The organism is Bartonella sp. AP9QHHD (assembly GCF_042195625.1).
Lineage (GTDB): Bacteria > Pseudomonadota > Alphaproteobacteria > Rhizobiales > Rhizobiaceae > Bartonella.
In genome coordinates this window covers 115,957-130,923 of sequence record NZ_JBHIOP010000031.1, presented here as the reverse complement: position 1 = coordinate 130,923, position 14,967 = coordinate 115,957, and the positions used below count along the sequence as shown (strand labels likewise).

Genomic DNA, 14,967 nt, shown 5'->3' with positions numbered 1-14,967 from the left:
AAAACGACCTCGCTGTTTATTTTGCAGGTTTACAAAAAACAGATGCTAATGTTTGTTGACGTTTTGATTTTTTCACAAAATGAGCACAATCGTCTTTATTTGGCTCAAGAGCGACCATACTTCTTGCTAATTTCAGTAAAATCTCGGAGGTATAGAGCTTCTTTTTATCTGCATACCATGCGGTAAGATAAACTTGTGCTGCTTCATGATAGCGTTTTTGCCCCAACAAAGATTCGGCCAACCAAAATAAAGCATCATCACTCAAAGAATCTTTTTTGTAACGATTTTGAAAAGCGCAAAAGCTTTTTTCAGCATCAACATAGTTAGCAGAACGAATAAAATCATACCCTTCCTTATACAAAGCTTTAGAAGAAGAAAGATTGTCACTCTGATGTGCTTCAATTGGAGCACTTACTTCATGCGCTTTGTTAAAAGGTTGACTGTTTTCATGGTCATGGCTCTCCACCTTAGCTTCCACAGCAGCAACCTTTGTCTGGTCACCTGTACTATGGTCCTGCTCCATCTCTTCCTTTACAGTCTGAGATTTTTCATCTACAGCAGACTTTTCAAAAGAACAAGAATAAACAGAAGAGGCTTCTGTATCAAAAAGCTCGTGAAACTGCTTGTTAACATTTTTTAAACTGTTATGCTCAAGCACCATTCGTATCTTATGCAAAAGCTTATCTAAATCATAATCTTTAAATAAAGCCTGTTGATTCTCTAAAATAATCCCTTGGTGCTCTGCAACACTAGTAGCTTTTTCCACCACATCAGATGCTGCTTTATCAGCTGCTTCAGGTGCTTTCTTCACTGCATCAACAGCCTTATTAACGGCGTCAGTGGCTTTTTTCACCGCATCAGATGCTGCTTTATCGGCTGCTTCAGGCGCTTCTTTAACAGCATCAACAGCCTTATCAACAGCGTCAGTGGCTTTTTCCGCCGCGCTAGATGCTGCTTTATCAGCTGCTTCAGGCGCTTTCTTCACTGCATCAACAGCCTTATTAACAGCGTCAGTGGCTTTTTCCACCGCGCTAGATGCTGCTTTATCAGCTGCTTCAGGTGCTTTCTTCACTGCATCAGTTGCCTTATCAACAGCGTCAGTGGCTTTTTCTATCACATCAGATGCTGCTTTATCGGCTGCTTCAGGCGCTTTCTTCACTGCATCAACAGCCTTATTAACAGCGTCAGTGGCTTTTTCCGCTGCATCAGATGCTGCTTTATCGGCTGCTTCAGGTGCTTTCTTCACTGCATCAGTTGCCTTATCAACAGCGTCAGTGGCTTTTTCTATCACATCAGATGCTGCTTTATCGGCTACTTCAGGCGCTTCTTTAACAGCATCAACAGCCTTATTAACAGCGTCAGTGGCTTTTTCCGCCGCATCAGATGCTGCTTTATCGGCTGCTTCAGGCGCTTTCTTCACTGCATCAACAGCCTTATTAACAGCGTCAGTGGCTTTTTCCGCCGCATTAGATGCTGCTTTATCGGCTGCTTCAGGCGCTTCTTTAACAGCATCAACAGCCTTATTAACAGCGTCAGTGGCTTTTTCCGCCGCATCAGATGCTGCTTTATCGGCTGCTTCAGGCGCTTTCTTCACTGCATCAACAGCCTTATTAACAGCGTCAGTGACTTTTTCCGCTGCATCAGATGCTGCTTTATCAGCTGCTTCAGGTGCTTCCTTCACAGCATCAACAGCCTTATCAACAGCGTCAGTGGCTTTTTCTATCACATCAGATGCTGCTTTATCGGCTGCTTCAGGCGCTTCTTTAACAGCATCAACAGCCTTATTAACAGCGTCAGTGGCTTTTTCCGCCCCATCAGATGCTGCTTTATCGACTGCTTCAGGCGCTTCTTTCACAGCATCAACAGCCTTATTAACAGCGTCAGTGGCTTTTTCCGCCCCATCAGATGCTGCTTTATCGACTGCTTCAGGCGCTTCTTTCACAGCATCAACAGCCTTATTAACAGCGTCAGTGGCTTTTTCCGCCCCATCAGATGCTGCTTTATCGACTGCTTCAGGCGCTTCTTTAACAGCATCAACAGCCTTATCAACAGCGTCAGTGGCTTTTTCCAACACATCAGATGCTGCTTTATCGGCTGCATCAGGTGCTTTCTTCACGTCATCAGTTGCCTTATCAACTGCATCAACTTTATCCGTATCATGTGCAGGATATTCGGAAGCCTTTCGTGCCGCACTTTGAACAAGTGAAGTAGAACAAGCTATGAAAACCCCCATATAAAAGAGTGTTTTCCAATTGATTTTACGATACATTCTTTTTTCCCCTTAAGAGCTTATTGAATAGTTGAAACAAACAATCTTCTTTTTAATGATTATTCATGTCACTCAACGTTGTCACAGCACGTCGATTTTGATTCCAACAGGAAATATCATCACATACTGCTACAGGTCTTTCTTTTCCGTAAGAAATTGTTTGAATCCGTTGTGCGGACACACCAAGAGACACCAAATAGTTTCGCACAGCAACAGCACGGCGCTGTCCAAGTGCCAAGTTATATTCACGTGTTCCCCTCTCATCAGCATGACCTTCGATCATAATAGAATAATAAGGATAATGAAGCAACCATTCTGCTTGGCGCGTTAAAATACGTTCAGCATCAGCATCAAGTGAAGAAGAATCGAGACCAAAAAACACGCGATCACCCACATTAACCGTAAATTCTTGTCCTGAGCCTGGTGACACCTGATTCAAACCAGCATCATTCATATAAGCGCCATTCATACCGTTAAGTGCACCAACATGTTTTTTGCCACACCCACCCAGGCATAGTGAGAAAAGAAAGAGGATAGCTAAGGAATGAGAGATGGTTTTTTTGGTAGAGCGCATAGTCCGTTTCTCCTTGAATTTCGTAAAGAAGGGTCAATTCTTAAAAATATTTTTAAGAATAACCGTTAATTCCTAATGAAGACGAAATTTTTTCTGTTTTTTTTCGTCCTCATTTTTACTTTTGAGTCTCTGCCAATTTTTCTTCTCTTTGGCCATTCCTCTAACATTTCCATAAGAAATGTTTCCCTTATGCGTCATGGCTTTTTATGCATCATCTTGATCTTGACGATTTTTTTGCAGCGCGTTCAGCTTTGCAAAAACTTTATCAGCGTCAAAAGTCTTATGCAGATTTTCTTCACTCTCATTTTCCTCTAGAGCAGCGTTTTCCGTCACAGAAGCGGGAAGCAACGACCTATCTTCTTCTGCAGCAACAGGGCGATTTTTCGCCGCACGCTGGAGCTCAAAATCTAAATCGATTTGCGAACACAAACCAAGCCCTACAGGATCAAGAGGAACCAAATTTGCACTATTCCAATGGGTTCTAAGGCGGATTTGTTCAATTGTCGCTTTTGTTGTCCCAATCAACCGTGCAATTTGTGCATCTTTCAACTCGGGATGGTTCGTCACCAACCATAGGATACCATTGGGACGATCTTGGCGTCGAGAAAGAGGGATATAGCGCGCCCCTTTACGTTTTTTTTCAGGAATATGCACCCTAGATTGAGAAATTTTCAATCGTGCGTTTTGATCAGCCTCCACCCGTGCAATTTCACTGCGCGTCAATTGCCCAGAACTAATCGGATCTAAACCTTTAATACCATAAGCCGCATCACCATCGGCAATAGCTTTTACTTCCAAGACATGCAATTTACAAAATTCTGCAATCTGATCAAAAGAAAGAGCTGTATTATCAACCAACCAAACAGCTGTTGCTTTGGGCATCAAAAGTTGCGTTGCCATTTTTATAAATCCTCTTCTGCGCCTCTTCTATGAGGCAGGTTACCGCCCACTCAAGAGCACTGGAACTTTTTTATATGTTTAGGTCTCTCCAACCACTCCTAAAACAAAGCGCGGCATGGAATAAACCATTTTGCTATGAGATTACATTCTGTTATAGCGTTATTTTTGCTCAACGACAAGAGATCTCTCTTGTAATGATCCTCAACTAAGGTGTCTTTACCTTTAAGATGAATTTTCTTATAAAGGGTTTATTCGATTATTTCACCTCATGCTGTGGCACATTTATTCTGGTGGGATGCATGCTTTATCGCCTTAAATTCTAAGAAGTATCCAACTGGAAAGAAAGCCCTCAAATAGGAAGGAAAACTATGGCAGGCCATTCACAATTTAAAAATATTATGCACCGTAAAGGGCGTCAAGATGCAATGCGCTCGAAAATATTTTCTAAGCTTGCACGCGAAATCACCGTAGCAGCAAAACAAGGTGCTCCTGATCCAGCCATGAATCCACGTTTAAGGCTGGCTGTTCAAAATGCCAAAGCACAATCGATGCCGAAAGATAATATTGAACGCGCAATTAAAAAAGCGTCAGGCGCCGATGTCGAAAATTATGATGAAGTACGCTATGAGGGCTATGGACCAGGCGGCGTTGCCGTCATTGTTGAAGCTTTAACTGATAACCGCAACCGCACCGCTTCAAATGTGCGCGCCGCCTTCACAAAATCAGGAGGAGCCTTAGGGGAAACAGGATCGGTCAGTTTCATGTTTAATCGGATTGGTGAAATAGTCTATAAGCCAGAAGCAGGAACAGCCGATAACATCATGGATGCAGCAATTGAAGCCGGTGCCGAAGATGTGCAATCAGAAGAAACCGGACATCATATTACCTGCGCATTTGAAGATATTGGTGAAGTTTCCAAAACACTTGAAGCAAAACTTGGTGAAGCAGAATCGATTAAAACGATTTGGAAAGCCACCACCCTTGCACCAATAGATGAAGAAAAAGCTTTGTCTGTTTTACGACTAATTTCAACATTAGAAGAAGATGATGATGTGCAAAATGTTTATGCAAATTTTGATGTCAGTGATGAGATTTTGGCAAAATTGTCTGTATAATTCCCATCATTTGCATAAGCCTTCTCTTCATGCATGAGGGCTTCAAAAGCATCTGTCACCCCTCCTCTTTATCCGCACATATAAAAGCCCCGCGTCAATAGCGGGGTAAGCCATTGATGCAACAAGAAAACCGCAATTAATTTCAGAAAACATAATCCCAAAAAGAAAAGCATACAAAACTCTGTAGCCTCACGCCTTTCTTACATGCCCCAAAGATTATCCCTATATCCCCTCTCTATTTGATCTTTTTGTTCTTTAAGATTAACCTCCTCTCCCCACCCTCAAGTGATGAAAATGATCTAGCCTCTAAACAATTGGGATTTTCCTAACGTATTCCTATGACGAATCACTCATAAAATTCACTTGAAACTTAAGGCTCAACAAACATGCACTCCCCTAAATATTCGCCACGCACTTAAAAACACTTAGAATATATCAAGGAGGTTTATACGCCCTATATCCCCACACCTCAAAGAGCAGTGTTTTTACAACATCACAGAATAAAAATAAGCAAATGGAAAGCCAGAGCTGATTGTTTAGCAAAGTATTGTACAAAAAGCCGGTACATCTCTCTAATCCGTTGCGGATAAATTTTTGACTTTATGGCATCGTATATTTCTAAAATAACGTCATTTATCTTAAAAATCTGTCCTTTTGCTCTTACCAATCAATCAATATTCAGATCTAAAACAACCGCGTACTTGAATAAAACACATCAGAGAGCAACAGCCCCCCTGACAAGAGGACTCTTCACAAACAAAATTGAAGAAGAAGTTTAAAAAAATATATATAGCGACACTTTGAATAAAAAGTTGAACTCTAGAGATCTTAGAATTTTCGGCTCTATTTTTTCAAGGTCTTGTTTTGAATTTTTTTAAGCATTTTCCCCCAAGGAAATTCCATTATCGATCAACAACCATAGATGATAGATGAAATCTACATAACTCCCCATACCCACTATAATCAATTCCTTCTTTTAAATAATTAAAAACTATTGAGATTGTGTAAACTTGAGACTGTATAGACTATATTCCTTCTATCTTCTGTTTTTAAGCATTTTGTTTTACTGTATATTGAGCAAAGGCGACCATGCTGGATCTGAAGCATCATTGGGGGTGGGTAATTGACGTTCATTGCGACCCGTAATATCAATCGTATAAATTTTTGGTCCCATACCGGGATTTTTGCGAAAGAACATCAGTACACGACCATTGGGGGCCCACGTTGGTCCTTCATTGTGAAACCCCGTGGTTAAAATTCGTTCTCCTTGTCCATCAGGGCGCATAACACCGATAGAAAATTGTCCGCTTAATTGTTTTGTAAAGGCGATATAGTCACCCCGTGGAGACCAAATAGGTGTTGAATAACTCCCATCGTTTGAAGAAATACGCTGAATATCACTCCCATCCGCATTCATTTTATAGATTTGCGGCTTTCCACTACGATCTGAGGAAAAGACAATTTGTTTTCCATCCGGTGAATAAGAAGCAGAAGTATCAATAGCAGAAGTTGTTGTAAGTCGCGTCATCGTACGGGTTCGTAAATCCATAGTGTAAAGATTGGCACTCCCATCATTTTGTAACAAACTCATGATAACTTTTTGTCCATCAGAAGAAAAACGCGGAGCAATTGTCATGTTATTAAACGTTCCGATCAACTCTCTTTGCCCCATTTCAATTTGTTGGAGATAAACATGAGGTACTTGATTGTCCTCGTAAGCCATATAGGTCAATTCTTGTCTTTTTGGTGAAAACCGCGGTGTAAGCACCAATTCACTTCCATCAGACATATAAATCAAATTTGCTCCATCTTGATCCATCATTGCTAAACGTTTAATGCGTGCATTTTGAGGACCTGTTTCATCGATAAAAACAATCCTTGTATCAAAATAACCACTTTCTCCTGTCATTTCACTATAGATCTCATCTGCGATCATATGTGCCACACGCCGCCAACGTTCTGTCGCAGTATAAAAACGCCGTCCTTTCAATTGTCTTTGTCCAAACACATCCCATAAACGAAAATCGACCCTCAAACGTCCATCGATTTCTCTCATGACTTGCCCAGTAACTAAACCTTGCGCTTTTATTTTCTGCCAAGAAGCAAAATGTGGTTGTTTATTAGGATTAGAAATGTTTTCAAAAAAATTTGCTTTATCAAGCGGTAAAAACAGCCCCGACCGTTCGAGATCGGCTGTCACCACAGCAGATATTTTCAACCCAATCGAATCATTGGAAATAAAGTCTGTAATTGCAATGGGAATGGGATTAAAATCAGCGCTCGAAATAGTTCCTTTCAATTGCGCATAACCCGATGAAATACTTGAAAGCCACACCCCACAAGTGACAATAAACCAAGCAAAAACTTTATGTCTCGTTATAGTCATCATGGAATGTGTCCTTTCGTTAAGCGCTTTTTTCTCGTTTATCATCTTATTTCTTGGAGGGGATCAACATTAAAGTCAAAACCTTGCCCCCATAGATCATATTGATCACGTGGGAGATCTGCATAAGGTTGGCATGAAAAGACAGCAGCATACACCTGCCTTATCATAATAGCTTGTTGACTCTCAAGACCGCTTACGGGATCAATGATAGGATCGCCCACAACCATCCCTTCACGGTCTAAATAAAATCGCAACCGCACGACCGGACGATTTTTTAAATCGCCGCCAAGCGCCACAAGTTTAAGCTTCTGTTGAATACATCCCCCCGCAATATTGACCAATGTTTGTGCCATTTTTGTGGTATCATTAATATTTTTTCTTGCACCCAAAGCTTCTGGTGTATGAGAACGTTTTGCTCCCCCTCCTTGTGACCGCGCACGATTGAGCAAATTATTTTCCTCCAGAGCTAAAATATCTTCAATGGTCTGTTTCTCTTGGTTTTTCTTGTTAAGCTTTGGCGTCTTTTGATTCAATGCAGCCTCATTCTTCTTTGGAAATTCTCCGTCAAACTTTGGTTTAAACTGTGGAAGAAGAGATTTTTCTGGAAGTACAATTTTGGGCGCTTGATGAACAATCTGCTCTGCTGATACTTTTGGGACCGTTGGAGCCAATTCTTTTGGCGATATCATTTCTTCATTTTTTTGCGCAGGCTTGAGCGCAACCTTAGAGGCATCCTCCGGTGCCTCCAAAGGCGTCTCAGGTGCAGCCTTGGGCGCATCCTCCGGTAGTGCCTCCAAAGGCATCTCAGGTGCAGCCTTGGGCGCATCCTCCGGTGGTGCCTCCAAAGGCATCTCAGGTGCAGCCTTGGGCGCATCCTCCGGTGGTGCCTCCAAAGGCATCTCAGGTGCAGCCTTGGGCGCATCCTCTGTTTTTGCTTCTAATAATTCTGGTTTTGTAAGTTCTGGTGCAAATGTTTCTGACGTGTTCTCGCTTGATGGTGGCGATGCTGTTTCAACGGGACGCAGCTTTTCCTCTGGTTGAAACGGTGCAAGACTATCTATTTGTCCCTCTCCAATATGGCGTGCATCTTCTTTCTCTTGTGGTTGCATAGTTGGTTTGACGGCAGGGATTGCACGGATAGGAGCCTTCACGGCTCCTTGTTGAGAGGAAAACTCGTCCACCAAAGGAGCAAGAGTGATGGGAATTGCTTCCAACGGTTGTGGTAAAGAGACAGAGTTTGTAAACTGAACGGCTCCCCAACTGAGAAAAATGACATGGACCACAAGGGATAAAGCCAAGCCTCGTTTCATACTATGATAGGAGTCTTTGTTCATTCTTTATGCCTTACTTATGCCTTACATTTTTTCATTTTTAATCACTCTATGCTCTTTTAAAAACATCTTAAAAACAACCGGTTATGCACAATTTTATTACTTATTATTTATTGTGCTAAACTTGCTAACGCAACTTGAGAAAACCCCGCTTTTTGAATATCCGCCAGCAGTTTTAATACTTGCTGATATTCAACAGTTTTAGCAACCCGCACAAAAACCCGTTGATCTTTTTGTGTAGCATCTGCTTCCAGAAGAGTTTTCAGGTGTGCAATCAGGGCCTGTGACGTTTCATAGTAATCTTGATTAATGGCAAAGCGCCCTTGCGCGTCAAGTGAAACCGTAAGAGGTGTTTTTTGAGCTCGTACGGGACCCGCTTGACTACGAGGCAAATCTAGAGGAACACCGTTCACTAAAAGGGGGGCAGAGACCATAAAAATAATCAACAAGACCAGCATAACATCCACAAAAGGAGTGACATTGATCTCACTCATCAGTTGGCTTCGTGAATGATGCCGCCTACGTGTATTTTTGCGAGAAGAAGAAGCAACAGAAAAACCCATGGGATAAGATCCTTTTTATAAAGAGGAAGGTGCTGTGCGTGTTTCATCAATACGCCGCGATACAATTGTTGAAAATTCATCGGCAAAATTTTCTATTTGTGCAATGATGCGCGCACTTTCATGAGTCAACTTGTTATAAGCAATAACAGCTGGAATTGCTGCAAACAAACCAATAGCGGTTGCCAAAAGCGCTTCTGCAATCCCTGGCGCGACAATGGCAAGTGATGTATTTTGAGAAGCTGAAATAGAAAGAAAAGACTCCATAATACCAATAACTGTTCCAAAAAGTCCGATAAAAGGTCCCGCAGATCCCAGTGTCGCAAGAAAACTTAATTTTGATTCTATTTTTTCACTTTCACGTCCCAGCGTCAAATCCATAGCCTTATCAATTCTGCTCTGCAAACTTTTCGATGTATGGGTCCCTTTTTCAAGAGATTTTTTCCATTCAACCATTGCTGCCATAAAAACTGCGGATATACTATTGGTACGTTGACTTTTGCATGATGCATAAAGATCTTCTAGCGCTTTGCCAGACCAAAATGTACGTTCAAACTGCTTTATTTCACGCCGTATTCTCCGATACGTAAAAATTTTATCAAAAATAATTGCCCAACTCCAGATGGAAGCGAGCAGCAACCCAATCATAACACCTTTCACGATCCAACTCGCTTGCATAAACAAATGCAACATTCCAATTGTTTCCGGATTTGTTAGTTCACCATGCGGCATAATTTTTGTCCCTCTAAATGAAAGATGCATTTTTAAAATTTATAAAACAGATTATTTTATAGTTTCTAAATTTAAGTAAAGACTCTAGTCTCACATAAATCCATGCGCTAAAACAAGACTTGTTTCTTAAATTTCCTTAAAAAGTTATGACGAGAGACATCCCTCAATGCACACCCCCCTCATTTCACAACAGCATTTATGAAAAATATAACGATAAGGATTTCTCCATAAATGCTATAAAAATAAAAGACATAAAAATGCATGATATAAAATCTATTATGCACCACCATCTTTACGCTTATGAAAAGAACGCTAAATCATCATACGCGTTTTAAGCTTAAAATACAGCGATAAGTCTTAGCACTTGAAAAGATTCATAAGAAGCATTTTATTCCTTTCTTAAGTATTTTTGTATCCACTCACCAACTCCGCTTGTGACATGTAAGAAAATGTTTTTGATTAATTCGCGGCAATAGAGCTTGAAAAGAAAAAATCTTACAAGTTTCAGAATTATCTGAAAGTGACAACGCAGTGAATTATCATTATAAATAAATATGTTATCATCATGAAAAATTATGCTTTGCCTCAGGCTATTGTTTCTCTCATTCTTTAATAAGATCACACCATCGGGAAAAAAAACGACACTAAACCACCCTACCACACCTCACAACAATGCGCCTCCCCCATGCACCCCTACAAGTCCCATATAATCTAGTGTAAGTCTCATGTAATCTCATTGTGTTGTGAATTTGCCTCTTTCAATACCTATCATCTCTCTGGCACTATGGTATAACGTAAAAGCTTCTGTGACATGAAAAAAGTCTTTTCACGTCTTTACTTCATGAAAACCAGCTTCTTCGCTCTCTTTGCTCACTTGCGATATTTGATCGTTATTGCATTGAGAATGATACATAAGGAACATTTTTACAATTTTTTCAATGATTTATATTGCTCTCTTATGATGTATAAGCAAATGATTTTAATTGTTTCAACATGAACAGATTTGAAATGCAAAGTATTTTATTCCTCTATTAGGGTTTGTACCCGTGAGAAGTGATAATTTATCTTTCTCAGTCAATATATTATATAATAATATGTTTTTGAAACTTTAAATCAAGAATGCATTTCTGCTTTGTATACATTGATCTCTCACTCATTTACTACGCTTAGAAGCGCACATAAAGTTATGCATTATGGATGAAACACGTGCTCTTGTGATGCCAAATGACAGTCCAGTAAAAAAACAAATCAAATTGCTTAAAAAAAACCTTTAAGTATTTTGAGACAATTTTCGACCTAATGGCTTATTATCACTTTATTGCAATATTGCGCTGGGTATGTGCATTTTTATAAAAATAAATCTTAATCCATTTTTATTTCTTTTTTTGTACTTTTTCGCTGCTTTCCGATGCCAACAAACCTTTCTTCAAAAGAAAGAAAATATCTTGAGTTTATAGAAGAAAATGGATGATATGACATTGTTTTTGAATCATAACATGGATGAGGTGTGTTTAATTTTGTGGGATATCATCTTCAATTTATTGTAGTTATTGTAGCAAAGGTGCTTTCTTTTGCTGTATCGTGTAACCTTGTTAGAAAACATCTAGGCTATGATAAATGTATAGTCTTAGATTATAGATTACTTTATATCTGCTGATCTCTCCTGAAACTGCTAATTCAATGAATAACACTTTTAACCAAGCATTTTTGCAAAAAGTTCTTTGGGTAAACGTCGCGGTTTTGCCTCCTCATTAATCAGAGCAATTTCAACTTTGGCTGTTACCAACGTAGTCATCTCATGCAAAATAGATTGCTCCATAAAAAAGCGGGCCCCTTGGATATGAGTAACACGTGTTTTAACGACTAAAAGATGATCAATTTTAGCGGGTCTTGAAAAATTAATTTCCATATGACGAACAACAAAAAATAGTTTTTCCCCCTCACCCCCTGCTGCTAACATCTTATTATTAAAACCGGTATCCCGTAAAAACTCTGAACGTCCTCGTTCAAAAAACTCAAGATAACGCGCATGATAAACTACACCGGAAAAATCTGTATCCGCAACATAAACGCGGACCTGAAAATTATGAAAAGCGTTTGTATGATTGCTCTTAAAAGGTGTTATTTCTGTCATCGACTTCATATCCCATAAAATCATCTAATATAGCAAATTATCTATCAATCAAAAGATTGAACACATTTTTGTGTTGAAGTTGTGAAAAGCAAAAAATCTTTAATAGTGCCAAACCTTTTTAGCCAGAATATGCTAAAAGAAGGCACGTCTCTTGTATTTTATGACCTTGCTATAAAATATTCACATAGTTTCTTTTAATAAAGAGAATGTCTTAATCATCTTCCCCATCCCATAAAGACGTCTGAAGTGATGAATTGTCTTGAGCATCAGAAAGTTGAGAACGCCTTTGTATAGACGTTGTAGAGGCTGGAGCAGAAAGCCCTAAATGGCTCCAAGCCTTTTCAGTTAGAATGCGTCCACGAGCGGTTCTTTGAATAAAACCTTGTTGGAGCAAATACGGTTCAACAATATCTTCAATGGCATCGCGTGGTTCTGATAAAGCAGCAGCAATCGTTTCAATCCCCACCGGTCCCCCTAAAAAAGTTTCCGCAATCAGGAGCAAGTAGCGGCGGTCAAGCGGATCAAGCCCAAGATGATCAACCTCAAGGCGCGAAAGGGCTTCATCGGCGATTTTTTGGTCAATTTGTTTTGCCTGTTTAACCAGAGCAAAATCACAAACGCGCCGTAAAAGCCGTCCGGCAATACGAGGCGTCCCGCGTGCTCGGCGTGCAATTTCATGAGCACCATCATCACTGATCTTAACGGCAAAAAGTCGTGCATTACGCTGCACAATATATTCCAATTCTTCTATCGTATAAAAATTGAGACGAATTGGGATGCCAAAACGGTCTCGTAGAGGTGTGGTTAAAAGCCCCAAACGTGTGGTTGCTGCCACCAAAGTAAATTTAGCCAGATCAATTTTCACCGAGCGTGCGGCCGGCCCCTCCCCAATGATCAAATCAAGTTGATAATCTTCCATGGCTGGATAAAGAATTTCCTCAATCGCCGGATTTAAGCGATGAATTTCATCAATAAACAAGACATCACGTTCTTCAAGATTGGTCAAGAGAGCGGCTAAATCTCCTGCTTTAGCGATGACCGGCCCTGAAGTAGAGCGAAAATTAACGCCTAATTCTTTTGCCATAATCTGTGAAAGCGTTGTTTTTCCCAACCCCGGTGGCCCTACAAACAAAACGTGATCCAGCGCTTCTTGCCGCGTTTTTGCTGCTTCAATAAATATTTTTAAATTAGCCCGCGCCGCTTCTTGACCAATAAAGTCATCGAGAACTTGTGGCCTCAAGGAACGATCTGGATCGTTAGGAAGGGAGGCGGAACCCAGAAGGCGTTTATCTTCATCTTTATGCATTGTTACCTTGATTTTAAGTAGGAGAAGAAAGCAATTTGAGACTATGGCGGATCAGCAGGGCAGAAGAAACAGTTTCCCCCTCAAGAGCGTTCATCGCAAGAGCAAGAGCACGAGATGCATGCTCCCGTTCAAACCCTAGCTTCATCAACGCGGAAAGCGCATCATGCGCAGGTTGATTGGTCATCTCACGCTGAGAAACCGAAACAGTCTTGACAGCTTGTTCAAAGGGGAGTGTTTTACTTTTCAGTTCACCCACAATTCTTTCACTGACTTTTTTACCAACGCCTGGCGCTCGACTAATCATCGCAACATCGTTTAAAGCAATAGCCTGTGCAAGTTCATCTGGCGATAAAGTACCCAAGATTGCCAAAGCAACCTTTGCCCCTACTCCAGGAACATTTTGTAGAAGACAAAACCACTCCTGTTCAGCTCTTGTAGCAAAACCAAAAAGGCGGATTGCGTCTTCCCGAACATGCGTTTCAATAAAAAGGCTTAACGCCTCCCCAACAGAGGGTAAAGAAGGACGCAGCCGATTTGACACAAAAACAACATACCCCACACCGTGAACATCAAGAAGGATATGATCATCAAAGATATGTTCAAGAGTGCCCTTTAATTTGCCAATCATGCTTCCACCCCACTCATATCGCCATCCTTGCCTGATAAGATCGGTCAATACTGTTACGGTGCATACTATGACAAAGAGCAAGAGCAAGAGCATCAGCCGCATCACTGCTATCAAATTCAGCCCGTGGGAGGAGAACTTTGACCATCATATGGATTTGTTCTTTAGCCCCATGTCCAACCCCAATAACTGATTTTTTCACTTTGTTGGGCGCATATTCAAAAACAGGAAGATTTGCTTGCGCAGGAACCAGCAGTGCAATTGCACGCGCTTGGCCAAGTTTTAAAGTTGCTGTAGCATCTTTGTTGACAAATACATGTTCTACAGCGGCTTCATGGGGCATAAATTGATGCACAACCTCTGAAAGACCTTTGTGGATCTGACATAGTCTGGAAGCCAGCGCACACTGTACATCAGAAGAAACCGTCCCTGCTGCAATAAACTGAAGACGATTACCCGCAACATCGATAACGCCCCACCCTGTACGCCGTAATCCGGGATCAATGCCTATAATACGAATCGTCTCTGCCATAAACTACAGTCTATACACTTTTCCCCCCTGTGAATAAAGATGTGAATAAAGACAAGACCACAAAGAAACCAGCAACCCAAGACAAAACCAGTAAAAAGATAATCATATCCCCCAAATTTATACAATTATAACACACAACGAACAGCATCTTTATGGAATACACTTTATGAAGCATAACTGAAATCAATCAAAACCATTCACACATCACAAGCAAGCACCTTATCAAGCACCCTCTAAAGCATAAAAATTCCCTTTCTGTATCATTTCCAATGCCATAATGGTTAAACATCGCAAACGAGCAAATAGATCAGTGCTGGATTGCACATTCATAAGTATAAAGAGGCTATGCAATGGATAGTATACACTTTACGGAAACTTTTTACATTATAGCATGACGCTACCACAATAACTCAACACATTGATTTACAAAGATAATTAATTATTTTGTATGTTGCATAAGAATCCCGAATATCCTAAGATTTTCTCATTACAAATCTGTTTAT

At 40.6% G+C, this 14,967-nt stretch carries 12 protein-coding genes; 1 reads left to right on the top strand and 11 read right to left on the bottom strand.

The window, feature by feature from the left end:
* Window positions 1-16 precede the first annotated feature (16 nt).
* The 3 genes from ACFIK4_RS02420 to ACFIK4_RS02410 form a co-directional block, all read right to left on the bottom strand.
* Window positions 17-2,269, bottom strand: a complete 2,253-nt coding sequence (locus ACFIK4_RS02420) for a tol-pal system protein (protein ID WP_375674847.1) — start codon at window positions 2,267-2,269, stop codon at window positions 17-19.
* Window positions 2,270-2,321: 52 nt separating this feature from the next.
* On the bottom strand, window positions 2,322-2,843 hold the full coding sequence (gene pal / locus ACFIK4_RS02415; protein WP_375674845.1) for a peptidoglycan-associated lipoprotein Pal: 522 nt from the start codon (window positions 2,841-2,843) through the stop codon (window positions 2,322-2,324).
* A 204-nt stretch (window positions 2,844-3,047) separates the two neighbouring features.
* On the bottom strand, window positions 3,048-3,743 hold the full coding sequence (locus ACFIK4_RS02410) for a DUF1013 domain-containing protein (RefSeq protein ID WP_375611764.1): 696 nt from the start codon (window positions 3,741-3,743) through the stop codon (window positions 3,048-3,050).
* A 368-nt stretch (window positions 3,744-4,111) separates the two neighbouring features.
* On the opposite strand from ACFIK4_RS02410, the gene ACFIK4_RS02405 reads away from it, so the two are divergent.
* Entirely contained in the window at window positions 4,112-4,858 is a 747-nt protein-coding gene (locus tag ACFIK4_RS02405; protein ID WP_375620979.1) for a YebC/PmpR family DNA-binding transcriptional regulator, read from the top strand.
* Window positions 4,859-5,921: 1,063 nt separating this feature from the next.
* Here the strand turns inward: ACFIK4_RS02405 and tolB are convergent.
* The 8 genes from tolB to ruvC all read right to left on the bottom strand — a co-directional run bounded on the left by tolB (window position 5,922) and on the right by ruvC (window position 14,464).
* Entirely contained in the window at window positions 5,922-7,247 is a 1,326-nt protein-coding gene (gene tolB / locus ACFIK4_RS02400) for a Tol-Pal system beta propeller repeat protein TolB (RefSeq protein ID WP_375638279.1), read from the bottom strand.
* A 38-nt stretch (window positions 7,248-7,285) separates the two neighbouring features.
* Window positions 7,286-8,578: a cell envelope biogenesis protein TolA gene (locus tag ACFIK4_RS02395; protein WP_375674842.1), complete on the bottom strand. Its 1,293-nt coding sequence runs from the start codon at window positions 8,576-8,578 to the stop codon at window positions 7,286-7,288.
* A 107-nt stretch (window positions 8,579-8,685) separates the two neighbouring features.
* The gene (tolR, locus tag ACFIK4_RS02390) at window positions 8,686-9,138 is read right to left on the bottom strand and encodes a protein TolR (RefSeq protein ID WP_375674840.1); all 453 of its coding nucleotides are present in this window, start codon (window positions 9,136-9,138) and stop codon (window positions 8,686-8,688) included.
* A 15-nt stretch (window positions 9,139-9,153) separates the two neighbouring features.
* The gene (tolQ, locus tag ACFIK4_RS02385; protein WP_375606538.1) at window positions 9,154-9,867 is read right to left on the bottom strand and encodes a protein TolQ; all 714 of its coding nucleotides are present in this window, start codon (window positions 9,865-9,867) and stop codon (window positions 9,154-9,156) included.
* A gap of 1,693 nt (window positions 9,868-11,560) precedes the next feature.
* Window positions 11,561-12,001, bottom strand: a complete 441-nt coding sequence (gene ybgC, locus ACFIK4_RS02380; protein WP_375611759.1) for a tol-pal system-associated acyl-CoA thioesterase — start codon at window positions 11,999-12,001, stop codon at window positions 11,561-11,563.
* A 211-nt stretch (window positions 12,002-12,212) separates the two neighbouring features.
* Window positions 12,213-13,307 (bottom strand): Holliday junction branch migration DNA helicase RuvB, encoded by a 1,095-nt coding sequence (gene ruvB / locus ACFIK4_RS02375; RefSeq protein WP_375658577.1) that lies wholly within the window; start codon window positions 13,305-13,307, stop codon window positions 12,213-12,215.
* Window positions 13,308-13,320: 13 nt separating this feature from the next.
* On the bottom strand, window positions 13,321-13,935 hold the full coding sequence (gene ruvA / locus ACFIK4_RS02370) for a Holliday junction branch migration protein RuvA (RefSeq protein WP_375611757.1): 615 nt from the start codon (window positions 13,933-13,935) through the stop codon (window positions 13,321-13,323).
* Window positions 13,936-13,948: 13 nt separating this feature from the next.
* Window positions 13,949-14,464, bottom strand: coding sequence for a crossover junction endodeoxyribonuclease RuvC (ruvC, locus tag ACFIK4_RS02365; protein ID WP_375674836.1), 516 nt, complete (start codon window positions 14,462-14,464; stop codon window positions 13,949-13,951).
* Between the last annotated feature and the right edge of the window lie 503 nt (window positions 14,465-14,967).

What these genes read in the sequence shown, in the direction of transcription:
- tolR (WP_375674840.1), bottom strand. Translation starts at nt 9,138, where the DNA reads ATGGGTTTTTCTGTTGCTTCTTCTTCTCGCAAAAATACACGTAGGCGG.
- pal (WP_375674845.1), bottom strand. Translation starts at nt 2,843, where the DNA reads ATGCGCTCTACCAAAAAAACCATCTCTCATTCCTTAGCTATCCTCTTT.
- ruvA (WP_375611757.1), bottom strand. Translation starts at nt 13,935, where the DNA reads ATGATTGGCAAATTAAAGGGCACTCTTGAACATATCTTTGATGATCAT.
- ruvB (WP_375658577.1), bottom strand. Translation starts at nt 13,307, where the DNA reads ATGCATAAAGATGAAGATAAACGCCTTCTGGGTTCCGCCTCCCTTCCT.
- tolB (WP_375638279.1), bottom strand. Translation starts at nt 7,247, where the DNA reads ATGATGACTATAACGAGACATAAAGTTTTTGCTTGGTTTATTGTCACT.
- tolQ (WP_375606538.1), bottom strand. Translation starts at nt 9,867, where the DNA reads ATGCCGCATGGTGAACTAACAAATCCGGAAACAATTGGAATGTTGCAT.
- ACFIK4_RS02405 (WP_375620979.1), top strand. Translation starts at nt 4,112, where the DNA reads ATGGCAGGCCATTCACAATTTAAAAATATTATGCACCGTAAAGGGCGT.
- ruvC (WP_375674836.1), bottom strand. Translation starts at nt 14,464, where the DNA reads ATGGCAGAGACGATTCGTATTATAGGCATTGATCCCGGATTACGGCGT.
- ACFIK4_RS02410 (WP_375611764.1), bottom strand. Translation starts at nt 3,743, where the DNA reads ATGGCAACGCAACTTTTGATGCCCAAAGCAACAGCTGTTTGGTTGGTT.
- ACFIK4_RS02395 (WP_375674842.1), bottom strand. Translation starts at nt 8,578, where the DNA reads ATGAACAAAGACTCCTATCATAGTATGAAACGAGGCTTGGCTTTATCC.
- ACFIK4_RS02420 (WP_375674847.1), bottom strand. Translation starts at nt 2,269, where the DNA reads ATGTATCGTAAAATCAATTGGAAAACACTCTTTTATATGGGGGTTTTC.
- ybgC (WP_375611759.1), bottom strand. Translation starts at nt 12,001, where the DNA reads ATGACAGAAATAACACCTTTTAAGAGCAATCATACAAACGCTTTTCAT.